Annotated in this window: 23 protein-coding genes and 1 pseudogene; 14 read left to right on the forward strand and 10 right to left on the reverse strand. The window is 73.6% G+C overall.

Annotation, left to right across the window (positions count from 1 at the left end; translation table 11 throughout):
• Positions 1 to 4 precede the first annotated feature (4 nt).
• Entirely contained in the window at positions 5 to 1141 is a 1137-nt protein-coding gene (locus FKN01_RS29230) for a PLP-dependent cysteine synthase family protein (RefSeq protein WP_143625669.1), read from the reverse strand.
• Between the two features lie 227 nt (positions 1142 to 1368).
• Here FKN01_RS29230 and FKN01_RS29235 point away from each other — a divergent pair, with 227 nt between their 5' ends.
• From FKN01_RS29235 to FKN01_RS29260, 6 genes are all read left to right on the forward strand, one after another.
• Positions 1369 to 1710: a hypothetical protein gene (locus FKN01_RS29235; protein WP_143625670.1), complete on the forward strand. Its 342-nt coding sequence runs from the start codon at positions 1369 to 1371 to the stop codon at positions 1708 to 1710.
• A gap of 186 nt (positions 1711 to 1896) precedes the next feature.
• Complete coding sequence (locus FKN01_RS29240; RefSeq protein WP_260697063.1) at positions 1897 to 2415, forward strand: ATP-binding protein; 519 nt, start codon at positions 1897 to 1899, stop codon at positions 2413 to 2415.
• Positions 2416 to 2496: 81 nt separating this feature from the next.
• Positions 2497 to 3072 carry a TetR/AcrR family transcriptional regulator gene (locus FKN01_RS29245; RefSeq protein WP_143625671.1) on the forward strand — a complete coding sequence of 192 codons (576 nt, stop codon included), beginning with the start codon at positions 2497 to 2499 and terminating at the stop codon, positions 3070 to 3072.
• 39 nt (positions 3073 to 3111) lie between these two features.
• A complete protein-coding gene (locus tag FKN01_RS29250) occupies positions 3112 to 3510 on the forward strand; it encodes a cupin domain-containing protein (protein WP_143625672.1) in 399 nt (132 codons plus the stop codon).
• Between the two features lie 11 nt (positions 3511 to 3521).
• The gene (locus FKN01_RS29255) at positions 3522 to 3887 is read left to right on the forward strand and encodes a DUF4865 family protein (RefSeq protein ID WP_143625673.1); all 366 of its coding nucleotides are present in this window, start codon (positions 3522 to 3524) and stop codon (positions 3885 to 3887) included.
• A complete protein-coding gene (locus FKN01_RS29260; RefSeq protein WP_143625674.1) occupies positions 3881 to 4801 on the forward strand; it encodes a phosphotriesterase in 921 nt (306 codons plus the stop codon). The genes FKN01_RS29255 and FKN01_RS29260 overlap by 7 nt, the downstream gene beginning before the upstream one ends.
• Before the next feature lie 15 nt (positions 4802 to 4816).
• Here the strand turns inward: FKN01_RS29260 and FKN01_RS29265 are convergent, their stop codons facing one another.
• Positions 4817 to 6031, reverse strand: a complete 1215-nt coding sequence (locus FKN01_RS29265; RefSeq protein ID WP_143625675.1) for an ROK family protein — start codon at positions 6029 to 6031, stop codon at positions 4817 to 4819.
• A gap of 156 nt (positions 6032 to 6187) precedes the next feature.
• On the opposite strand from FKN01_RS29265, the gene FKN01_RS29270 reads away from it, so the two are divergent.
• Positions 6188 to 7411 (forward strand): MFS transporter, encoded by a 1224-nt coding sequence (locus FKN01_RS29270; RefSeq protein ID WP_143625676.1) that lies wholly within the window; start codon positions 6188 to 6190, stop codon positions 7409 to 7411.
• A 271-nt stretch (positions 7412 to 7682) separates the two neighbouring features.
• Positions 7683 to 8450, forward strand: coding sequence for a maleylpyruvate isomerase family mycothiol-dependent enzyme (locus FKN01_RS29275; RefSeq protein ID WP_143625677.1), 768 nt, complete (start codon positions 7683 to 7685; stop codon positions 8448 to 8450).
• Between the two features lie 12 nt (positions 8451 to 8462).
• On the opposite strand, the gene FKN01_RS29280 is transcribed toward FKN01_RS29275, so the two are convergent.
• Positions 8463 to 9209, reverse strand: a complete 747-nt coding sequence (locus FKN01_RS29280; RefSeq protein ID WP_143625678.1) for a TetR/AcrR family transcriptional regulator — start codon at positions 9207 to 9209, stop codon at positions 8463 to 8465.
• Positions 9210 to 9349: 140 nt separating this feature from the next.
• Between FKN01_RS29280 and FKN01_RS29285 the strand changes: the two genes are divergently transcribed.
• Positions 9350 to 9814 carry a nitroreductase/quinone reductase family protein gene (locus FKN01_RS29285; RefSeq protein ID WP_143625679.1) on the forward strand — a complete coding sequence of 155 codons (465 nt, stop codon included), beginning with the start codon at positions 9350 to 9352 and terminating at the stop codon, positions 9812 to 9814.
• Positions 9815 to 9852: 38 nt separating this feature from the next.
• Here the strand turns inward: FKN01_RS29285 and FKN01_RS29290 are convergent, their stop codons facing one another.
• Positions 9853 to 11067, reverse strand: a complete 1215-nt coding sequence (locus tag FKN01_RS29290; protein ID WP_143625680.1) for a geranylgeranyl reductase family protein — start codon at positions 11065 to 11067, stop codon at positions 9853 to 9855.
• A 184-nt stretch (positions 11068 to 11251) separates the two neighbouring features.
• Here FKN01_RS29290 and FKN01_RS29295 point away from each other — a divergent pair, with 184 nt between their 5' ends.
• Both FKN01_RS29295 and FKN01_RS29300 read left to right on the forward strand, forming a co-directional pair.
• Positions 11252 to 12616, forward strand: a complete 1365-nt coding sequence (locus FKN01_RS29295; protein WP_143625681.1) for a dipeptidase — start codon at positions 11252 to 11254, stop codon at positions 12614 to 12616.
• 90 nt (positions 12617 to 12706) lie between these two features.
• Positions 12707 to 13417, forward strand: a complete 711-nt coding sequence (locus tag FKN01_RS29300) for an MBL fold metallo-hydrolase (RefSeq protein WP_143625682.1) — start codon at positions 12707 to 12709, stop codon at positions 13415 to 13417.
• Here the strand turns inward: FKN01_RS29300 and FKN01_RS29305 are convergent.
• Positions 13376 to 14413, reverse strand: a complete 1038-nt coding sequence (locus FKN01_RS29305) for an NUDIX hydrolase (RefSeq protein WP_143625683.1) — start codon at positions 14411 to 14413, stop codon at positions 13376 to 13378. The genes FKN01_RS29300 and FKN01_RS29305 overlap by 42 nt on opposite strands.
• Positions 14414 to 14524: 111 nt before the next feature.
• Positions 14525 to 14791 carry a hypothetical protein gene (locus FKN01_RS29310; protein WP_143625684.1) on the reverse strand — a complete coding sequence of 89 codons (267 nt, stop codon included), beginning with the start codon at positions 14789 to 14791 and terminating at the stop codon, positions 14525 to 14527.
• A gap of 165 nt (positions 14792 to 14956) precedes the next feature.
• On the opposite strand from FKN01_RS29310, the gene FKN01_RS29315 reads away from it, so the two are divergent.
• The gene (locus FKN01_RS29315) at positions 14957 to 15499 is read left to right on the forward strand and encodes an excalibur calcium-binding domain-containing protein (RefSeq protein ID WP_143625685.1); all 543 of its coding nucleotides are present in this window, start codon (positions 14957 to 14959) and stop codon (positions 15497 to 15499) included.
• 402 nt (positions 15500 to 15901) lie between these two features.
• Positions 15902 to 16126 (forward strand): NPCBM/NEW2 domain-containing protein, encoded by a 225-nt coding sequence (locus FKN01_RS29320; protein WP_260697064.1) that lies wholly within the window; start codon positions 15902 to 15904, stop codon positions 16124 to 16126.
• Between the two features lie 91 nt (positions 16127 to 16217).
• Here FKN01_RS29320 and FKN01_RS29325 read toward each other — a convergent pair whose 3' ends face one another.
• Entirely contained in the window at positions 16218 to 17177 is a 960-nt protein-coding gene (locus FKN01_RS29325; RefSeq protein WP_143625686.1) for an ROK family protein, read from the reverse strand.
• 180 nt (positions 17178 to 17357) lie between these two features.
• Between FKN01_RS29325 and FKN01_RS29330 the strand changes: the two genes are divergently transcribed.
• Positions 17358 to 18386 (forward strand): LacI family DNA-binding transcriptional regulator, encoded by a 1029-nt coding sequence (locus tag FKN01_RS29330; RefSeq protein WP_143625687.1) that lies wholly within the window; start codon positions 17358 to 17360, stop codon positions 18384 to 18386.
• A gap of 10 nt (positions 18387 to 18396) precedes the next feature.
• Here FKN01_RS29330 and FKN01_RS29335 read toward each other — a convergent pair whose 3' ends face one another.
• From FKN01_RS29335 to FKN01_RS29345, 3 genes and pseudogenes are all read right to left on the reverse strand, one after another.
• A complete protein-coding gene (locus tag FKN01_RS29335) occupies positions 18397 to 19695 on the reverse strand; it encodes a DUF6986 family protein (RefSeq protein ID WP_143625688.1) in 1299 nt (432 codons plus the stop codon).
• Between the two features lie 171 nt (positions 19696 to 19866).
• Entirely contained in the window at positions 19867 to 20829 is a 963-nt protein-coding gene (locus FKN01_RS29340; protein ID WP_143625689.1) for an electron transfer flavoprotein subunit alpha/FixB family protein, read from the reverse strand.
• A 58-nt stretch (positions 20830 to 20887) separates the two neighbouring features.
• Positions 20888 to 21002 (reverse strand): annotated as a pseudogene (locus tag FKN01_RS29345) (electron transfer flavoprotein subunit beta); the annotation flags it as partial.

Raw genomic sequence — 21002 nt, forward strand, 5'->3', positions numbered from 1 at the left:
GGGGTTACGCCTCCGGCCAGGCGCCGGTGGCCAGGAACTCCTCGATGGTCCGGGTGTACGGGGCGATGTCGAGGCCCTGCGCGGCCAGCCAGGAGTCGGAGTAGTACTTGTCGAGGTAGCGGTCGCCGGGGTCGCAGATCAGGGTGACGACGCTGCCCCGCTCGCCCCGGGCGACCATCTCGGCGACCAGTTTGAACGCGCTCCACAGGCCGGTGCCGGTGGAGCCGCCCGCCTTGCGCCCGATGGCCCGTTCCAGGGCGCGCACGGCGGCGACGCTCGCCGCGTCCGGGACCTTCATCATCCGGTCGATGGCGCCGGGGACGAAGCTGGGCTCCATGCGGGGCCGGCCGATGCCCTCGATGCGGGAGCCGCAGTCGCTGGTGGCGTGCGGGTCGTGGTGGGTCCAGCCGTCGAAGAAGCAGGAGTTCTCCGGGTCGGGCACGCAGATCCGGGTGTCGTGCTGCGTGTAGTGCACGTAGCGCGCGACGGTCGCCGAGGTTCCGCCGGTGCCGGCGGTGGCGACGATCCAGGTGGGCTCGGGATAGCGTTCGAGTCGCAGTTGCTGGTAGATGGACTCCGCGATGTTGTTGTTGCCCCGCCAGTCGGTGGCCCGCTCGGCGTAGGTGAACTGGTCCATGTAGTGGCCGCCGGTCTCGGCGGCGAGCCGCGCCGACTCCTCGTACATCCGGCGCGAGTCGTCCACGAAGTGGCAGCGTCCGCCGTGGAATTCGATGAGCCGGCACTTCTCCGGGCTGGTGGTGCGGGGCATGACGGCGATGAACGGCACGCCGATCAGTTTGGCGAAGTACGCCTCCGAGACGGCGGTCGAGCCACTGGACGCCTCGATGACCGGTTTCCCGGGCCTGATCCAGCCGTTGCAGAGCCCGTAGAGGAAGAGCGAACGCGCCAGCCGGTGCTTCAGGCTGCCGGTGGGGTGGGTCGACTCGTCCTTGAGGTAGAGGTCGATGTCCCAGCTCTCCGGGAGCGGGAAGAGCAGCAGATGGGTGTCGGCGGAGCGGTTGGCGTCGGCCTGGACCTTGCGGACGGCTTCCTTGAGCCAGGCACGGTAGGCCGGGTCGAAACGGTCGACGTCGACGGTCGGCGCGGCTGCGCCGCCGTGCCCGTGCTCGGTGGTGTCCATCTGCGCGCTTCTCCTCGTACGACCGGTCTCGGCGGGGCCCACGATATGCCCCCCACCTGCACAAACATTGACTTTGATGGTCCATAGCAGTGCCTTGGTGTCGCGGCCGGACCCTTGCGCCCCCGCGCGGTCCGAATGCGCCGTTTACGTACCGTCCCGCTCTGGTGCGCACGCCCGGGGATGGGCACACTTCGTCTCAGAGGTACGTCGAAGGGGGCGAAGGGGCCATGTCGGAAACGGAGTTCAGGGCGACGGCCGTGACGGAGTTCAGCGCGACCGGTGTCCGCATCGACCGGTGGGCGCGCTCGGTCACCAGGGCGGGGCAGGTGACCGTGAAGGACGGCCGGGTGGCGCTCCTGACGAGTTACGGGCGGGAGATCGACAGCGCGCCGGTGGGCACGGTGAGCGCGGGCAGACCGTGGTTCGCGGGGGCGGACGCCGCGGTGGCGCGGGTCAACGGGACGCGGTACCGGCTGACGATGCGGCACCCGGACGGCAAACCGGGTGACGCGGCGCCCTCGCACCGGTTCCTGGAGGCGCTGTACAGCGCGGGAGGGCGCCGCTCCTGAGACCGGTGCGGTACGGGACACCGCGAGTTGCGGAGCCGTATGCCCTGAGCGACATTGGAGTCACGTCACTCATGGTGTACCGGCGGTGACACTGTGATCCAGGCCGCCGGCCCGGACTCAGCAGCGAGCCATGTGCTGGATCCGTTCCTCCGTCTTCTTCCGGACCTATTTCGGGGAGTCGCAGCCGTGATCAGCGAGCCAAGCAGGCACTGCACGGTGGAGCTCCAGGCCCTGCCGTCGCGGATCGGTCAGGTCCGCAGAATCATCTCGGCGCAACTGCGCTACTGGCATCTCGATTCTCTGATCGACCAGACGGCGCTGGGCGTCACCGAGCTCCTCACCAACGTCCACCGGCACGCGCAGCCGGACAAGTCATGCACCGTCGAGATCGAGTTGCTGCTCGAACGGCTCACGGTGTCCGTCCACGACCACGACCCACGGCCGCCGACCGTGCGCCAGGCCGACGACTCCAGTACGTCGGGGCGCGGGCTCGCACTGATCGCGGCGGTCAGCGAGAGCTGGGGGGTGCGGCCCCGGGGCGGCGCGGGGAAGGTCGTGTGGTTCACGCTTCCCGCACCGGCCCCGCTCGCCCCGCCGTCCCATGTGGTGTACGGGGCGACCACCGACGGGCCGTTCGACCTGAGCGTTCTGAAGCATCTGGAGGGTTCACCGCCCTCGGCGTCGCGGTCGGCCGTGGTGGGTTGACACCACAGGAGCGGGGCATCCCCAGCCGGGGGTGCCCCGCTCACGCATGCACCCAGCCGCTCCCTTTCTGTACCTACTAGTATGTACACTGTTGGCATGAGCACTCAGGACCGTCTGATCGAAGCCACCCGGGAGCTCCTGTGGGAGCGCGGTTACGTGGGCATGAGTCCCAAGGCCATCCAGCAGCACGCCGGTGTGGGCCAGGGCAGCATGTATCACCACTTCACCGGCAAACCGGATCTGGCCCTCACCGCCATCCGCCGCACGGCCGACGACCTGCGGGAGGCCGTGGACCTGGTGCTCGACGCGCCCGGATCCGCGTACGAGCGGATCGCCGCGTATCTGCTGCGGGAGCGCGACGTCCTGCGGGGCTGCCCGGTGGGGCGGCTGACCATGGACCCGGACATCGTCGCGAGCGACGAGCTGCGGGAGCCGGTGGACGAGACGATCACCTGGCTGCGCGGCAGGCTCGCCGGAATCGTCCGCGAGGGCGTCGACCGGGGCGAGTTCGCCGCCGGAGTGGTGCCCGAGGACATCGCCTCCGCGGTCGTCGCGACGGTGCAGGGCGGCTATGTGCTGGCCCGCGCCTCGGGTTCGACCGACGCCTTCGACGCGGGCGCACGGGGACTGCTCAGCCTTCTCGCCCGGCCCGCCTGACCCCATCGACCCCACCGACCGCTTCAGGAGCAACCGCACATGCACATCACCAGGAACCGCCCCGACACCGGACAGGGCCCCTCCGCACACTTCAACGGCACGGTGTGGCTCGATGAGATCGCCGCCCCCGAACCACCCGCCCGGCTGCGGATGTTCAGCGTGCACTTCGCACCGGGCGGCCACACCTCGTGGCACACCCACCCGCACGGCCAGGTCCTGCACGTCACCGAGGGCGAGGGCCTGGTGCAGCGCAGGGGCGGCCCGGTCGAGACGATCCGGGCCGGCGACACCGTGTGGATCGAGCCGGACGAGTGGCACTGGCACGGGGCGTCACCGCGCACGTTCATGACCCATCTCGCCGTGGTCGAGGCGGCCGAGGACGGCTCCACCACCCACTGGCACAGCGACGCGCACGTCGCCGGCTACCCGGCGTCCTGAGGAGGTCTTCGATGCATGCCACGCGGTACGAGACCGCCCCGCCCGCCGGTCGCGACATGGGCGTCATCCGCCACCGGGCGGCGACCGGGGGACCTCTCCGGTACGGCCCCGGATTCCCGGGCGTGGCCCAGGACTCCGGCCGCCCCGCGGTGCGCCACCGGACCGGACTCCCCTACGAGGAGGGGCCCGCGCCGTCCGTGCTCCCCCGCTCGGCCGCCCGCCACCGCCCGCCCGTACCGCCGTCCGCCTCCCCGGCGGACGCGGTGGAGGCGGCACGGGAGAAGCACCGGCTCGCGAAGCCGCCCGGCCAGCCCTACCAGGTGCTCCACCTCAGCCGTCCCGAGCGGGACCGTACCTCGAAGGGGCGCCAGTGGTAGCCGCCGTCCGCACCGTCCTCGGTGACATCGCGCCCGGGGAGCTGGGGGTCTGCGACTCCCACGACCACCTCTTCCTGCGCAGCCCGGTGCTGCCCGGGCAGGAGCTGGACGACCCCCTGTCGGCGGCCGAACGGCTGCGCGCCTTCCACGCGCTGGGCGGCCGGGCCGTCGTGCAGTGGACGCCGCACGGCATGGGGCGTGGCGCCGACGCCCTGGCCGCGCTCTCCCGGGCCACGGGCACGCATGTGGTCGCCGCGACAGGGCTGCACCAGGCGGTGCACTACCCGCCGGAACTGCTGGACCGGATCAAGGACGACCTCGCCGCGCTCTTCGTCGCCGAACTCACCGAGGGCATCGGCGCCACGGGGGTGCGGGCGGGCCTGATCAAGGTGGCCGGCGCCTTCCACACGCTCGACGCGCACGCCCGGCTCACCATGACCGCGGCGGCCGGGGCCCATCACCGCACGGGCGCGCCGATCGCCGTCCACCTGGAGCTGGGCACGGCCGCGCTCGATGTCCTGGAGCTGCTGTGCGGTGAGCTGGGCGTCCCGCCGCACCGGGTGATCCTCGGCCACCTCGGCCGCTCCCCGGACGGGGTGGTGCAGCGGGAGGCGGCGCGGGCGGGGGCCTTCCTGGCGTTCGACGGGCCGTCGCGGGCCAACCACGCGACGGACTGGCGGCTGCCGGAGGAGCTGGCGGAGCTGGCCGGGGCGGGGTTCACCGGGCAGTTGCTGCTGGGCGGTGACACGACGGTCCCGGAGACCCCCGGCATGCCGTACCTGCTGCGCCGGCTGCGTCCCCGCCTTGAGGAGGTGCTGGGCGCCGAGGCCGTGGAGACGGTGCTGGTGGCGAATCCGGCGCGGGCGTTCGCGTTCGAGGCGCCGGTGGCGGGCGGGCCGTCCCGGGGCGCCTGAGCCCCGCGGGGGCCCTCAGGCCAGCGCCCCCAGCGGGTCGTCCAGGACCGGCTGCCAGGCCAGTTCCGCCGCCCCGACCAGGCTGTTGTGGTCGAGGGTGCAGGGCAGGATCGGCACGCTCCCGCTGCGGCCCCAGAGGCTGCGGTCGGCGACCACCGCGCGCAGCCGCTCGGGGTCGGCGTCGAGCAGCGCGCGGTGCAGCCCGCCGAGGATGATCCGGTCCGGGTTGAGGATGTTGACGAGTCCGGCGAGCCCCAGGCCGAGCCGGTCGATCAGCTCCTCGGCGGCGGTGCGCACGGCCGGGTCCCCGTACTCGCCGCGCAGCAGGTCCCCGGACTGCTTGAGCAGCGACACCTCGGGGCCCGGGGTGCGCCCGGCGGCGGTGAGGAAGGCGAGCGGGTCCGTCTCGACGTCCAGGCAGCCGCGCCCCCCGCAGTGGCAGGGGCGCCCCTCCGGGTTGACGGTGAGGTGTCCGACCTCCAGGGCGAGCCCCGAACTCCCGGTGTGCAGGCGGCCGTCGAGGACGAGCGCCCCGCCCACACCCCGGTGCCCGGTGGCGACGCACAGCAGGTGCTGGGCCTCGCGCCCGGCGCCGTGGCGGTGTTCGGCGAGCGCGGCGAGGTTGACGTCGTTGCCGGTGAACGCCGGTCCCCCGATGCCCGCTGTGCGTACGCAGGTGGCGAAGATCTCGCGGACCGGGGCGCCGGCGGGCCAGGCGATGTGGAGCGGGTTGAGAGCGGTGCCCTCCGGTTCGGCGACCGCCGACGGCACCGCGAGGCCGGCCCCGACGCACCGCAGCCCGCTGTCCCGGAGCAGCCGTGCGCAGTGGTCCACGACCTCGCCGATGACCTGGGCCGGGTCGGCGGTGATGGTGACGCTGCCGGGGGAGGTCGCGACGAGCCGGCCGCCGAGGCCGACGAGCGCGGCGCGGAAGCCGTCCGCGTGGACCTGGGCGGCGACGGCCACCGGACCGGACTCCCGCACGGCCAGCCGGTGCGAGGGCCGGCCCTGCGAACCCGCCGCCGAACCGGGGCTGGAGTCGACCCGGATGAGGCCGAGGGCTTCCAGCTCGGCGGCGACCGCGCCCGCCGTCGCGCGGGTGACCCCCAGCTCCGAGGTGAGGACGGCGCGCGTGGGCGCTCGTCCGGTGTGGACCAGTTCCAGGGCGGGTCCGAGCGCGCTGCGGCCCCTCTCCAACTTCGTCCGGGTGGTGGTCACCTTGCCGTTCATGGGGGCGAGTCTCCCATGATCCGGAGGTTCATCCGACGCCGTGGTGGCCGGTCCGCCCCGGGCGGCGGGCCCTCGCGCACTTTGGGGCCAGGCGCGTCGGGCCGGGCGGGGCATCCGTCTTGCACCGGGCGCGGGGCCGCCCCTATGCTGAGTTTTGTGCCGCAACTAAACAAACTGCGGACGGCACTTCCGGGGGGACCGGGCGGCAACACCGCCCCGCTCTCGTCGGCCCGTCTCCGTACCGCGCTGACCGTGTTCTTCGCCCTCGACGGTTTCCTCTTCGCCGGCTGGGTGGTCCGCATCCCGGCCATCAAGCACCAGACCGGCGCCTCGGCCGCCACCCTCGGCCTCGCACTCCTCGGCGTCTCCGCCGGTGCCGTGATCACCATGACGCTCACCGGCCGGCTCTGCCGCCGGTTCGGCAGCCATGCGGTGACCGTGGTCTGCGGCGCTCTCCTCTCCCTCAGCATCGCGCTGCCCGCCCGGACGCACTCGGCCCTGTCGCTGGGGCTCGTGCTCCTGCTCTTCGGGGCCGCGTACGGCGGGGCGAACGTGGCGATGAACAGCGCCGCGGTGGACCTGGTCGCCGCCCTGCGCCGCCCCGTGATGCCCAGCTTCCACGCCGCGTTCAGCCTCGGCGGGATGCTCGGCGCCGGGCTCGGCGGGCTGGTCGCGGGCGGCCTCTCGCCCTCCGCGCACCTCTCTCTCCTGACCGGGATCGGACTGGTCGTCACCGCGCTCGCGGGCCGGGTCCTCCTGCGGCACCCGGCGCCCGTGGCCCCGGAAGCCGCGGACGCGCCGCCCGCCGGCCGGTCCGGGCAGCGGCTGTCCGGGCGGGCGCGCAGGGTGGTGCTGCTGTTCGGCCTGATCGCGCTCTGCACCGCCTACGGCGAAGGCGCGCTGGCCGACTGGGGCGCCCTCCACCTGGAACAGGACCTGCACGCCCGCCCCGGGGTGGCCGCCGCCGGATACTCGCTGTTCGCACTCGCCATGACGGCCGGCCGGCTCAGCGGCACCGCTCTCCTCGAACGGCTCGGGCAGACCCGCACGCTGGTCGCGGGCGGCGCCACGGCGGCCGCCGGGATGCTCCTGGGCTCGCTCGCCCCGACCGCCTGGCTGGCGCTGCTCGGCTTCGCGGTCACCGGAATCGGCCTCGCCAACATCTTCCCGGTGGCGGTCGGCCGGGCGGGCGAGCTGGCCGGGCCCGGCGGGGTCGCGGCGGCCTCGACGCTCGGTTACGGCGGCATGCTGCTCGGGCCGCCCGCGATCGGCTTCCTGGCCGACTGGTTCTCCCTGCCGGTGGCCCTGACCACGGTGGCGGTGCTGGCGGGTGCGGCGGCGGCCCTGGGCTACGGCGCCCGCAGGACGGCACACAACTGACCGCTCTCGCGCCGACGGTGGCCCTGCCCACGATGGCGGCACCCACGGGCACGACAGCAGCCCCGGGCCACAGCACCCACAGGACAGCACACAACCGACCACTCAGGCGCCGCCGGTGCCCCTGGCCCACGATGGCGGCACCCACGGGCACGACAGCAGCCCCGGGCCACAGCACCCACAGAACGACGCACAACTGACCACTCAGGCAACGACGGTGGCCGGGCTCCGGAAGGCCGCCCTCCCGAGGCCGCCCGGGTGGCACAATCCGGCCATGAGGATCACCGAACACATAGCGGCCCTGGCCGCCGAGGGCCACCTGCTGGCGGACGCGGCCGACGAGGCGGGCTCCGCGGCCCCGGTGCCGACCTGTCCCGACTGGCGGGTGCGCGATCTGCTCGGGCACACCGCCATGGCGCACGCCTGGGCCGCCGCCTTCGTGCGCGAGGGCCACACCTCGTACGTCCCCGACGGCGGCGAACCGGAGCTCGACGGGCCGGAGTTGTCGGCCCACTTCCGCGAAGGACACCGGCTCCTGGTGGAGGCGCTGGAGAACGCGCCGCAGGACCTGGCGTGCTGGTCGTTCCTGCCCGCACCCTCACCGCTGGCCTTCTGGGCCCGCCGCCAGGCCCATGAGACGACGATCCACCGGGTGGACGCCGAGTCCGCACGCGGCGGCGGCCTCTCCCCCGTCGCGCCGGCCTTCGCGCTGGACGGCATCGACGAGCTCCTGCGGGGGATGCACGCCCGCCCGAAGAGCAGGGTGCGCACCGGGAGCCCGCGTACGCTGCGGGTGCGGGCGACGGACACGGACACGGGCGCGGACACCGTGTGGACCGTACGGCTGTCCGACGAGCCGCCGGTGGCGGTGCGCGAGGAGACGCCGGCCGGGACGGACGCCGTGGACTGCGAGCTGAGCGCGCCGGCCGGGACGCTCTACCTCGCCCTGTGGAACCGGCTTCCGCTCTCCGACCTGACGGTGACCGGGGACGAGGAGCTGGCCCGGCTCTGGCGCGACCGCTCCTCGATCACCTGGTCCTGACGCCGTACCGGCTCAGCCCGGCCGGCCCAGGAGGCCCACCGTGCGGGCCAGTTCCGTGACGGCTCGGCGGAAGAACACCTCCCGGGCCTCCACCACCCGGTTGAACTGGCCGAACACCTCGAAGGAGATCAGCCCGAACAGCTGCGCCCAGGCCGCGACGAGCGGGGCGGCCACCGCCGGGGCCAGCCCGGGGGCCACGTCGGCGGCGAGCCGTTCGGCCTCCGGGCGCAGCTCGTCCGGGAGCGGCATCAGCGCCAGGCCCTCGTCGCGGCCGGCCTCCTCCACGATGGCGATGAGCACCATCCCGACGCGCGCCGCGGGGCCGACGGTGTCCTGCGGAGCCGAGTAACCGGGCACGGGCGAGCCGTAGATGAGCGCGTACTCGTGGGGGTGCGCCAGCGCCCAGTCGCGTACGGCGCAGGCGACGGCGACCCACCGGGTGAGACCGGTGGCGCGAGCACCGGTGGCGCGAGCACCGGCTCCGGGCTCCCCCGCGCCTGCGCCGGGCTCACCGGCGGCGGCGCGTTCGGCGGCCTCGCCGACCGCGTCGTAGGCGTCGACGATGAGTGCGGTCAGCAGGTCGTCCCGGCTGGGGAAGTAGCGGTAGAGGGCCGAGGAGACCATGCCCAGCTCGCGCGCGACGGCGCGCAGCGACAGCTTCGCCGCGCCCTCGGCGGCGAGCTGCTTCCTCGCCTCGTCCTTGATGGCGGCGGTGACTTCGATACGGGCCCGTTCCCTGGCTCCCCGGACAGCGCTCATGGGCCTCAGTCTGCCACGCGTACAGAGCGGCGACCAAAAACGAGAGCAGTGCTCTTGCTTTTGAGCACCGCTCCCGTGCACACTGATCTCAAGCGAGAGCACTGCTCTCGAAAAGCTCTCTCCACCCTGGGGGTCACACCATGTCGCCGTCGCAGACGCAGCCGTACTACCTGCAGGGCAGCCCGCTCAACGTGCGCTTCAACAGCCTCGTCGGCTGGCTCGCGCGGCATGGAATCAGCCTGCTCGGCTCGCAGGAGCTCTCCGTGCGGGGCCGCAAGAGCGGCAAGATGCAGCGCGTGCCGGTCAACCCGCACACCTACGAGGGGGTCCGCTATCTGGTGTCGGCCCGAGGCCACTCGCAGTGGGTGCGCAACATGCGGGCGGCCGGCGGCGGGGAGCTGCGCCGAGGCCGCAGGACGCGGGCCTTCTCGGCCGTGGAGATCGCGGACGACGCGCACAAGGCGGCCGTCATCCGCGCCTACCTGGAGCGGTGGGGCTGGGAGGTCAATCAGTACTTCCAGGGCATCACGGCGAAGTCCACGGACGCCGAGATCCTGGCGGCCTGCCCGGACCACCCGGTCTTCCGGATCGGCGCGGAGGGCTGACGCACGGACGGCGCGTCAGCCCTCTCGAGCCCCGCGCCCTATCGGTCCATCGCCGAGAGCGCCCGCTGGGCCAGCGGGTGCGAACGGACCAGCTCGGCCAGCGAGGTCGTGCCGCGGGTGACACCCGCGAACGCGTTCCACGCCGGGCGGAAGCCCGTCAGCACGGCGTGCAGCAGGCCCGGGCGGCGCTCGAACAGCTTCAGCATGCGCCGGCCCACGCTCATCTCGACGCCCAGCCCGGCCTTGATGGCGAAGGCGTAGTTGAGCGCCTGGCGGCGGGCGTCCACCGCGTCGTGCGCCTCGGCGACGCGCACCGCCCACTCACCGGCCAGCCGTCCCGAGCGCAGTGCGAAGGAGATGCCCTCGCGGGTCCACGGCTCCAGCAGGCCGGCCGCGTCACCGCAGACCAGCACCCGGCCGCGCGAGAGCGGCGAGTCCTCGCTGCGGCAGCGCGTGAGGTGGCCGGAGGAGATCTTCGGCTCGAAGCCGGCGAGGCCGAGCCGTGCGACGAAGTCCTCCAGATACCGTTTGGTGCCGGCGCCGTCACCGCGCGCGGAGATCACGCCGACCGTCAGGGTGTCGCCCTTGGGGAACACCCAGCCGTAACTTCCGGGCATCGGCCCCCAGTCGATGAGGACGCGGCCCGCCCAGTCCTCCGCCACGGTGGGCGGCACCGGGATCTCCGCCTCCAGGCCGAGGTCGACCTGGTCCAGCTTCACCCCGACATGGGCTCCTATCCGCCCGGCGCTGCCGTCGGCGCCGACCACCGCGCGGGCCAGGACCGTCTCACCGCCGGCCAGCACGACCGCGACCGTGCGCCGGTCGGGCACCGCGGCACCGTGCTGCTCCACCCGCGAGACGGTCGCCCCGGTGCGCAGTTCGGCGCCGGCCTTCTGCGCCTGCTCGACGAGCCCGGCGTCGAACTCGGGGCGGTTGATGAGGCCGAACAGCATCCGCTTCGAGCGGCGGGTGCGCGCCAGCCTGCCGTTGAGCGAGAAGGTGACCGCGTGGATGCGGTCTTGCAGGGGCAGTTCGAACCCGGGCGGCAACGCGTCGCGCGAGTATCCGATGATGCCGCCGCCGCACGTCTTGTAACGGGGCAGCTCCGCCTTCTCCAGGAGCAGTACCTTACGGCCGGCGACGGCCGCCGCGTATGCCGCGGAGGCTCCCGCCGGTCCGGCGCCGACTACGACGACGTCCCACACGGACGACTCTTCGTGCTCATGTCCGGCGTCTGCGTTCTCGCTGCTCACGATGTGCTTCTGCTCCCGATCCGACCAGTGGCCCAAGCTGCTCACGGCATCCTACGGCGCGTTCTGGCCGAGAAACGCTGTGGGAGGATCGGCCGAGTCTCCGACGTACGCGCGACGCCGCACTCCAGGCGGGCGAGTAACCGGAAACGTACACATAACGTCGCACCTACCAGGAGCGTGCCCCATGACCGCCCATCCGATTTCCGAGACCGTCGCCTCGCTCATGCCCCGCGCCAAGGCGGAGCTGACCGAGCTGGTGGCCTTCCAGTCGGTGGCGGACCCCGCGGTCTATCCGAGGAGCGAGTGCGAAGGCGCCGCCGAGTGGGTCGCCGCCGCGCTGCGCGCCGAGGGCTTCCAGGACGTGGCGCTGCTCGACACCCCGGACGGCAGCCAGTCCGTCTACGGTCTCCTGCCGGGCCCGGAGGGTGCTCCGACCGTGCTGCTCTACGCGCACTACGACGTGCAGCCGCCGCTGGACGAGGCCGCCTGGATCTCTCCGCCGTTCGAGCTGACGGAGCGTGACGGGCGCTGGTTCGGCCGGGGCACGGCCGACTGCAAGGGCGGCTTCCTCATGCATCTGCTCGCGCTGCGCGCCCTGAAGGCGGACGGCGGGGTCCCCGTCTCGGTCAAGGTGATCGTGGAGGGTTCCGAGGAGCAGGGCACCGGCGGTCTGGAGCGGTACGCCGAGGCGCACCCCTCGCTGCTGGCCGCCGACACCATCGTGATCGGTGACACCGGAAACTTCCGGGTGGGGCTGCCCACCGTGACCTCGACGCTGCGCGGCATGACGATGCTGCGGGTGCGGCTGGACACGCTGGAGGGCAATCTGCACTCGGGGCAGTTCGGCGGTGCCGCCCCCGACGCGCTCGCCGCGATGATCCAGCTGCTCGCCTCGCTGCGCGCCGAGGACGGCTCGACCACGGTCGACGGTCTGACCGCGGACGAGGAGTGGGACGGACTGCAGTACCCGGAGGAGGAGTTCCGCAAGGACGCCAAGGTCCTGGACGGGGTCGGGCTCATCGGCACGGGGACGGTCGCCGACCGGATCTGGGCGCGGCCCGCCGTCACGGTGATCGGCATCGACTGCCCGCCCGTGGTCGGCGCGACGCCCTCCGTGCAGGCGAGCGCCCGGGCCCAGATCAGCCTGCGGGTGCCGCCGGGCCAGGACGCGGAACAGGCCACGAAGCTCCTGACCGCGCACCTTCTCGCGCACGCCCCGTGGGGCGCGAAGGTCTCGGTCGAGCGGGTCGGCCAGGGCCAGCCGTTCCGCGCGGACATCGCGAGCCCGGCGTACACCGCGATGGCCGACGCCATGCGGGTGGCGTACCCGGGCCAGGAGATGCAGTCCTCCGGCATGGGCGGCTCGATCCCGTTGTGCAACACGCTGGCCGGGCTCTACCCGGAGGCGGAGATCCTGCTGATCGGGCTCAGCGAGCCGGAGGCGCAGATCCATGCGGTGAACGAGAGCGTGTCGCCCGACGAGCTGCGGCGGCTGTCGGTGGCCGAGGCACTGTTCCTGCGCAACTACGCGGCGTCGAAGGCGGCCTGAGGCCCCGCCGGGGCCCGCTGCGCGTTGAGCGAAGCACGCCGAGAGCGTAGATCCGTGCGGGGGCCGTCCGCCGCCGCTTACGTTCGCCGCATGGATCTCGTAGAAGTGCTCCCGCAGTTGCACATGTTCCGCTTCCCGATCGGCCAGGCGTACCTCTGGCGCGACGGGACGGAGCTGACCCTGATCGACGCGGGCGACGTGAACGCGGCGCCCGCCATCGAGGAGGCGGTGCGCGGCCTCGGCCACGACCCCGCCGGCATCGCCCGGATCGTCATCACCCACGGCCACCGGGACCACTACGGCGCCGCCCAGGAGCTGGCCGACCGCCACGGTGCCGAGATTCTGGCGCACCGGCTGGACGCGCCGGTCATCCGGGGCGAGGAGAAGGTCGGGGAGCCGGTGCTCCTGGACTGGGAAGGCCCGCTGTACGAGCACGCCCTGACCGTTCCCCCGGCCCCCGCGACCCGGGTCGACACCGAGCTGTCCGACGGGGAGGTGCTGCCGTTCGGGGGCGGGGCGCGGGTGGTCCACTCCCCCGGGCACACGCCGGGCTCCATCGGCCTGCATCTGCCCGGGCCCGGCGTGCTGTTCACGGGCGACTGCGTGGCCGGGGTGGGGCGGGTGATGCTGGGAGTCTTCAACATCGACCGGGAGCAGGCCGTGGCGTCGTTCCGGCGGCTGGCCGCGCTGGAGCCGGCCACGGTCTGCTTCGGCCACGGCGACCCCCTCACCGAGGACGCCGCCGCGGTCCTGCGGGCCTCAGCCGACCGGGACGCCGGCCTCCAGGTTGAGCACGGCTGAGCGTTCACGGGCCCGCAGCGCCCAGCGCAGCCGCTCGTAGCGCGTGGGCGGCAGCAGGGTGGCCGCCTCCGCCTCGGTGACGAACCGCCAGCCGCGCAGCTCCGAGCCGGGGAGCAGCAGCCGTTCCGCGTCCGCCCGGGGCAGCAGTCCGCCGTCGAAGAGGAGGCGCAGACCTCCGTACCCGGGCGGGTCGGGCGCCTCCCAGTCGATGACGAGCAGCTTGGGCACCCGTTCGAGTTGGATGCCGATCTCCTCGGCGACCTCCCGGATGCCCGCCTGGGCGGGGGCCTCACCCGCCTCCACGACGCCGCCCGGGAACTCCCAGCCGGGCTTGTACGTGGGGTCGACGAGCAGGAACCGGTCGTGCTCGTCGAAGAGGAGCACCCCGGAGGCGACGGTCTCCGCGGTCGGCTCGGGGGTCTGGACGATCTCGCAGGCGGGGGCGGCGCCGGTGCGGACGGCCTCCGCGATGCGCTCCGCCGCCTCGCGCGGGGTGAGGGCGCTGTTGTCGATGGTGTGGGCGTCCCCGGAGATCCAGCCGAGGGCCGACCGGTACGGTTCGATCCGGTCGTACGCCCAGCGGCCGGTCGGGTCCACGCCCTCCGCGTCGCCCGGGTACTGCGCCCGGTGGGCTATACGGGTGCGCAGGATCGTTTCCTCAGGTGAGAGGAGGACATGGCGCACCGGTATGCGCCGGGCGGCGAGGCCGCCGAATATCTCGTCGCGGTACTCCTGGCGGAGAAGCGTCATCGGCACGACGAGGACCCCGCCCAGCTCGGCGAGGAGCGCGGCGGCGGTGTCCACCACGAGGCGCCGCCAGATCGGCAGGTCCTGGAAGTCCGTCACCTCGGCCAGTTTCTTCTGGGGCAGCAGGCTTCTGAGCCCCGTCCCGGTGAGTTCCGGGTCGTACAAGGTGCTGTTCGGGATCAGATCGATCAGTTCACGCGCGGCGCTGGTCTTTCCGGCGCCGAACGCACCGTTGATCCAGACGATCACGGTTCCCCCTCTTCCGTAGCAGCCCCCTGTGGCTTGCCCGCAACACCCCGCCGCGAAAACCCGCCCGGGGCGATGCGTTACGCGGACGGCCGGCGGGCGCCCTTCCCGGGGCTACGGCGTATCGCCCCGCCAGTCCCACTTGTCCGGCTCGTCCGGGCGCGGCCCGTACTCGGCGCGCCCGCCCGGTCCGTAGGCGCCGATCTCGGTGACCAGCGCGGAGCCGTCCGCGAGGGCCACCGGCGTCCATCCCGTCACGTCCAGGAGCAGTCCGTCGAGCGGCCCGCCGACGAGCTCGCGGTACTCGCGGCCCGGCCGGGGGCCCGGGTCGGGGTCTTCGTGGTCGGCGCCGTACACCCGCCGTCGCATGATCTCGTCCATGGATGCAGGATCGCACCCGCCACTGACAACGGCGGGCCCACGCGAACCGTGGCGGGTAATCGGCTTCACATGGTGGTCACAAGTCCATCACATACGGAGGATTGACCTCCCACGCGTTCGGTGCCGTGGCTACGGTCGTCCCTCCACGCAACCTCTGGGGGGCCCATGTCTCGCAATTCCTCGCCGCAGCCACCGCCTTGGGGGCCGCCGCCGCAGCCGTCCCCGTTCGGCCCGCCGGGTCCGGGGGCCCCTGGGGGCGGCGCACCCCGCTGGGCGCGGAAACGCGTCGTCATCCCGGCGGCGGCCGTTCTCTTCTTCATCGGTGTGGGCATGGGCGCCGCCGGCGGGGATTCCGATGCGGACAGGACCGAGGCCGCGGCGAAGTCCTCGCCGGCGCCGACCGTCACCGCCACGGTGTCGGTCACGCCCGCTCCGGCACCCGCCGTGACCGAGACGGTCACCGCGAGCCCCGAGCCGGTGCCGACGGTCACGAAGACGAAGACCGTCGAGGTCACCGTCGCGCCCGAGGCCCCCGCCGGCACCTCGGACGACTCCGGTACGAGTGGCGGTGGCTCGGGCGGCGGCGGCTCGGCGTACTACGCGAACTGCACCGCCGTCCGCGCGGCCGGTGCGGCCCCGATCCGCCGGGGCGACCCGGGGTACGGCCGTCACCTCGACCGCGACGGGGACGGCGTGGCCTGCGAGTAGGGCGTGGTGACGGGGCGCCCGGCCACTCCACCGGACGCCCCGTCAGCCCTTGCCGGACCCCTGCGGTGCCGAATCTGTACGGATGACGGGGGCGATCGCGGGTCGTCGCCCGTGGGTGCGTCCGCGGCAAGGGGCCGACGAACCGGCCGAGCACGGCGTGCGGTTGCGGCCTCCGGCATGTCAGAGGCCCACCGCCCTTGGCGGCATGGAGAGGGTGGCTGGCCTGCTACGGCGGGTTGGTCGCGCTACGTGACGGGCCATCCGGAGAACCACAGTTCCGGCGACCGGGCCACGGCCAAGAAGCACGCCGCGCGCCCGACGCCGGCAGCACCGGGACCACCACCGCCATGGAGATGGCGTCGGGAATGAGGGCGCGGAGGGGCCAGACCCCTCGGCCGCCCGCTGACCATCGGCGGCCAGGTGCACGCCGATGGGCTCGGCACGCACGCGGCGAGCAGCGTCGAGTACTACGCGTGCGGCACCGTGACGCGCAGGTGGCCGTGGACGACGGGGACGGACGCCAAGGGCGCCACGACCTTCGAGACCCTGGCATACGGCGAGAAGACCGCCCCGACCGGAACCCCCACCGACACAACGGCCCCGCAGCCGCCCTCGGCCCCGACGTAACCGGGGCACGGGCCGTCCGGCCGGCGGTCACCAACGGCGGCGACCGGGAAGGACGCCGGCTCGGAGCACGCGGACCGGGCGGACCCGCGGATCATCTGCTGAGCGGGTTCGCCAGCGGCCGGGCGGTGGTGGCCAGCGCTGCCGCCGCCGCCCCGACCAGGCCCGCGTCGTTGCCCATGACCGCGGGCACGACCGTCAGGTGCTGGACGAAGGAGAGCGTGGCGTACCGGCGCAGCGCCGCGCGCAGCGGTGCGAACAGCAGGTCGCCGGCCCCGGCCACCCCGCCGCCGATCACCGCGATGTCGATCTCGACCAGGGTCGCCGTCGCGGCGATCCCCGCCGCCAGGGCCTGTGCCGCGCGTTCGAAGGAGGCGACGGCGACCGGGTCACCGGCCCGCGCGGCGGTCGCGACGCCGACCGCGGTCGCGTCGCCGTCCGGACCGGGCCGCCAGCCCGCGTCCAGGGCGCGGCGTGCGATGTTGGGGCCGCTCGCGATGCGCTCGACGCAGCCGCGCGCCCCGCACGGGCAGAGGTCGCCGTCGAGGTCCACGCTGATGTGCCCGATGTGGCCGGCGTTCCCGCTGGGGCCGGTGTGCAGCGCGCCGCCGAGGACGAGGCCGCCGCCGACGCCGGTCGAGACGACCATGCACAGCGCGTTGTCGTGACCGCGCGCCGCGCCGAGCCAGTGCTCCGCCGCGGTGATCGCGACGCCGTCGCCGACCAGCGTGACCGGAAGGCCGCCCGTGGCGTCGGCGACCCGCTCGACCAGGGGGAAGCCCCGCCAGCCGGGCACGTTGACCGGGCTGACCGTGCCGCCGGCGGCGTCCACCGGGCCCGCGCTGCCGATGCCGACGGCCGTCGCGTCGCCCCAGCGCGGGGAGGCGGCCAGGTCGGCCAGGACGCCGCCGACCGCCTCCATGACGCGTTCGCCGCTCTCCCGCGCGGGCGTCGGCCGCTGCGCGCGCGCCACGAGCTTGCCGTCCCGGTCCACCAACGCGCCGGCGATCTTGGTGCCCCCGATGTCCAGGGCGGCGACGAGGTCGGTTTGCATCGGTGTGGCTCCGGGTGGTGTGGGCGGGACGTGCGGCTCAGGTGCACAGTCTGCCCAGTCTCCACCCCCTTGACAACGTTGTCCAGGGCCTATGCTCGACGCCACACCCTCCGGGAGCCCCACGGCAGCCGCCGTGCCCGGCCCGCCGGGACCGCCCGACCGACGACAGGACAGCGCACCGTGGCCGAGACCGCCCGCCATCCCGAGCCCCGCTACGGCAACCGGCCGACCATGAAGGACGTGGCCGCCCGGGCCGGAGTGGGCCTGAAGACGGTCTCACGCGTGGTCAACAGCGAGCCGGGGGTCACCCCGGACACCGAGCGCCGTGTGCAGGAGGCCATCGAGGCGCTGGGCTTCCGCCGCAACGACAGCGCGCGGGTGCTGCGCAAGGGCCGCACCGCCTCCATCGGCCTGGTCCTGGAGGACCTGGCGGACCCCTTCTACGGGCCGCTGAGCCGCGCGGTCGAGGAGGTGGCCCGCGCGCACGGCGCCCTGCTCATCAACGGTTCCAGCGCCGAGGACCCGGAGCGCGAGCAGGAGCTGGTCCTGGCCCTGTGCGCGCGCCGGGTCGACGGGCTGATCGTGATCCCCGCCGCCGACGACCACCGCTACCTGGAGCCGGAGATGAGGGCCGGGGTCGCGACCGTCTTCGTGGACCGCCCCGCCGGGCAGATCCAGGCGGACACGGTGCTCTCGGACAGCTTCGGCGGGGCCCGCGAGGGCGTCGCCCACCTGATCGCGCACGGCCACCGCCGTATCGGCTTCATCGGCGACCAGCCGCGCATCCACACCGCGACCGAGCGGCTGCGCGGTTACCACGCGGCGATGGCGGAGGCCGGGATAGCCGTCGAGGACTCCTGGGTCTCCCTGGGCTCCACGGACCCGGACCGGGTCCGCGCCGCCGCCGAGGCGATGCTCTCGGGCCCGGAGCCCGTGACGGCGCTCTTCTCCGGCAACAACCGGGTGACGGTGACGGTGGTACGCGTCCTCGCGGACCGGGAGCGGCCGGTCGCCCTGGTCGGTTTCGACGACATCGAGCTGGCGGACCTGCTCGGCATCACCGTCATCTCCCAGGACGCTGCGGCGGCGGGCCGGACCGCCGCCGAGCACCTCTTCCGGCGCCTGGACGGGGCCGGTCACCCCCCGGCGCGCGTGGAACTCCCGACCCGCCTGATCGCCCGCGGTTCCGGGGAGATCCCGCCGGCCTGACGCAGGCGCCTCAGGGCGCGGTGACCGTCAGGGTGCCGCGCCGGGGCGAGGCGAAGGCGTCGAGGTCGGCGCGGGTCAGCCCGGTCAGTTCCGCCACCTCCTCGGCGCCCAGGGCGCCGCAGTCGATGCCGCGCAGCAGGAAGCCGCTGAGCGCCTTGGCGGTGGCCGGTTCGTCCATCACGTCGCCGCCGGTCTTGGAGACGTACGCGGCGAGCCGGGCGGCCGCCTGCCCCAGGCCCTCGCGATAGAAGGTGTAGACGGCCGCGTACCGGGTGGGCAGGTGCCCGGGGTGCATGTCCCAGCCCTGGTAGTAGGCGCGGGCCAGGGCGCGCCGGGTGAGGCCGTAGTGCAGCCGCCACGCCTCGTGGACCTGCGGGGTGGGACCGACGGGCAGGACGTTGGTCGAGCCGTCGGACACGCGTACGCCGGTGCCGGCGGCGGCGACCTGCATGACGGCCTTGGCGTGGTCGGCGGCCGGGTGGTCGCTCGCCTGGTACGCGGCGCTGACGCCGACGCAGGCGCTGTAGTCGAACGTGCCGTAGTGCAGCCCGGTGGCCCGACCCCGGGCCGCGTCGATCATGCGGGCCACGGCGGCGGTGCCGTCGGCGGCCAGGATGGACTGGCTGGTCTCGATCTGGATCTCGAAGCCGATCCGCCCGTCCGGCAGCCCGTGCGCCTGCTCGAAGGCGTCGAGGAGCCGCACGAACGCGGTGACCTGTTCCGGGTACGTCACCTTGGGCAGGGTGAGGACGAGCCCGTCGGGGAGCCCGCCCGCCCGCATGAGGCCGGTGAGGAAGATGTCCGTGGTGCGGATGCCCCGGTCCCGGACGGCGGCTTCCATGCACTTCATCCGGATGCCCGTGTACGGGGCGGCGGTGCCCTGTGCGTACGCCTCGGAGACGAGCCGGGCCGCGCGGGCCGCCGCCTCGTCCTCCTCGGCGTCGGAGCGGGGTCCGTAGCCGTCCTCGAAGTCGATCCTCAGGTCTTCGACCGGCTCGCGCTCCAGCTTGGCGCGTACGCGGTCGTGGACCGGTCCGGCCAGCTCGTCCGGGATGCCGAGCACCTCGGCGAGGGCCGCCGCGTCGGGGGCGTGCTCGTCGAGCGCCTTCAGCGCCTCGTCGCCCCAGGTGCGCAGGGTGGCCGCCGTGAAGGTGTCGCCGGGTACGTAGACCGTGTGCACGGGCTGGCGGGTGCCGGGGTCGCCCGGGTAGCGGCGGGCGAGTTCGGCGTCCACCGGCGCGAGGGACGCGCTGATCCCGTCACTGACCGCACCGGCGAGGCTCGTCGCCACGTTCTCCTGCTGACCCATCGTCCGCACCCTCCATACTCCGATTGTTTCCGCTTCCCGGAAACAACAATCCGTATAGTGAAGTTATAAGGCGGTCGCATGGGAGTCAACGGTGACCGGATACGCCGCGGGGCCGCACGGTGGGTCCACCGTGCGGCCCCGGGCCGCTGCTCGTACGAAACCGTCCGGCGATCAGCCCTTGCGGCTGTTGATCTCCTCGGTGAGCTGGGGGACGACGTCGAAGAGGTCGCCGACGACGCCGTAGTCGACGAGGTCGAAGATCGGGGCCTCGGCGTCCTTGTTGACCGCGACGATCGTCTTGGAGGTCTGCATCCCGGCCCGGTGCTGGATCGCGCCGGAGATGCCGGAGGCGATGTAGAGCTGCGGGGAGACGGACTTGCCGGTCTGGCCGACCTGGTTGGTGTGCGGGTACCAGCCGGCGTCCACGGCGGCGCGCGAGGCGCCCACCGCGGCGCCGAGCGAGTCGGCCAGCGCCTCGATGACCGCGAAGTTCTCGGCGCCGTTGACACCCCGGCCACCGGAGACCACGATCGCGGCCTCGGTCAGCTCCGGACGGCCGGTCGACTCGCGCGGGGTGCGCGAGAGGACCTTCGTGCCGGTGGCCTGCGCCGAGAAGGAGACCGCGAGGGTCTCGACGGCACCGGCTGCCGCGGCCGGCTCGACCGGGGCGGAGTTCGGCTTGACCGTGATGACCGGGACGCCCTTGGAAACACGGGACTTGGTCGTGTACGAGGCGGCGAACGCGGACTGCGTGGCGACCGGGCCCTGGTCACCGGCTTCCAGGTCGACCGCGTCGGTGATGATGCCGGAGCCGATCCGGAGCGCGAGGCGGGCCGCGATCTCCTTGGCCTCGGCGGAGGACGACAGCAGCACGGCGGCCGGGGACACGGCCTCGAAGGCGGCCTGGAGAGCGTCCACCTTCGGGACGACCAGGTAGTCGGCGAACTCGGGGGCATCGGCGGTCAGCACCTTGACCGCGCCGTGCTCGGCGAGCACGGCGGCGGTGTCCGCGGCGCCGTTGCCCAGGGCGACGGCGACGGGCTCGCCGATGCGGCGGGCGAGCGTCAGCAGCTCCAGGGTGGGCTTGCGGACGGCACCGTCCACGTGGTCGACATAGACGAGAACTTCAGCCATGGGACTTCAATCTCCTGCGTGTGCGAAGTAGGCGGGGGTGGGGAGGGGGCGCCGGGGCTCAGATGAACTTCTGGCCCGCGAGGAACTCGGCCAGCTGCTTGCCGCCCTCGCCCTCGTCCTTCACGATCGTGCCCGCGGTGCGGGCCGGACGCTCGGCCGCGGAGTCGACCGCG

Source organism: Streptomyces sp. 130 (genome assembly GCF_007096885.1).
Classification (GTDB): domain Bacteria; phylum Actinomycetota; class Actinomycetes; order Streptomycetales; family Streptomycetaceae; genus Streptomyces.

Excerpts from the sequence above, each read along its gene's own strand:
- FKN01_RS29230 (WP_143625669.1), bottom strand. The coding sequence starts at position 1,141 with ATGGACACCACCGAGCACGGGCACGGCGGCGCAGCCGCGCCGACCGTC.
- FKN01_RS29235 (WP_143625670.1), top strand. The coding sequence starts at position 1,369 with ATGTCGGAAACGGAGTTCAGGGCGACGGCCGTGACGGAGTTCAGCGCG.
- FKN01_RS29245 (WP_143625671.1), top strand. The coding sequence starts at position 2,497 with ATGTACACTGTTGGCATGAGCACTCAGGACCGTCTGATCGAAGCCACC.
- FKN01_RS29250 (WP_143625672.1), top strand. The coding sequence starts at position 3,112 with ATGCACATCACCAGGAACCGCCCCGACACCGGACAGGGCCCCTCCGCA.
- FKN01_RS29255 (WP_143625673.1), top strand. The coding sequence starts at position 3,522 with ATGCATGCCACGCGGTACGAGACCGCCCCGCCCGCCGGTCGCGACATG.
- FKN01_RS29265 (WP_143625675.1), bottom strand. The coding sequence starts at position 6,031 with ATGAACGGCAAGGTGACCACCACCCGGACGAAGTTGGAGAGGGGCCGC.
- FKN01_RS29275 (WP_143625677.1), top strand. The coding sequence starts at position 7,683 with ATGAGGATCACCGAACACATAGCGGCCCTGGCCGCCGAGGGCCACCTG.
- FKN01_RS29280 (WP_143625678.1), bottom strand. The coding sequence starts at position 9,209 with ATGAGCGCTGTCCGGGGAGCCAGGGAACGGGCCCGTATCGAAGTCACC.
- FKN01_RS29285 (WP_143625679.1), top strand. The coding sequence starts at position 9,350 with ATGTCGCCGTCGCAGACGCAGCCGTACTACCTGCAGGGCAGCCCGCTC.
- FKN01_RS29295 (WP_143625681.1), top strand. The coding sequence starts at position 11,252 with ATGACCGCCCATCCGATTTCCGAGACCGTCGCCTCGCTCATGCCCCGC.
- FKN01_RS29300 (WP_143625682.1), top strand. The coding sequence starts at position 12,707 with ATGGATCTCGTAGAAGTGCTCCCGCAGTTGCACATGTTCCGCTTCCCG.
- FKN01_RS29310 (WP_143625684.1), bottom strand. The coding sequence starts at position 14,791 with ATGGACGAGATCATGCGACGGCGGGTGTACGGCGCCGACCACGAAGAC.
- FKN01_RS29315 (WP_143625685.1), top strand. The coding sequence starts at position 14,957 with ATGTCTCGCAATTCCTCGCCGCAGCCACCGCCTTGGGGGCCGCCGCCG.
- FKN01_RS29325 (WP_143625686.1), bottom strand. The coding sequence starts at position 17,177 with ATGCAAACCGACCTCGTCGCCGCCCTGGACATCGGGGGCACCAAGATC.
- FKN01_RS29335 (WP_143625688.1), bottom strand. The coding sequence starts at position 19,695 with ATGGGTCAGCAGGAGAACGTGGCGACGAGCCTCGCCGGTGCGGTCAGT.
- FKN01_RS29340 (WP_143625689.1), bottom strand. The coding sequence starts at position 20,829 with ATGGCTGAAGTTCTCGTCTATGTCGACCACGTGGACGGTGCCGTCCGC.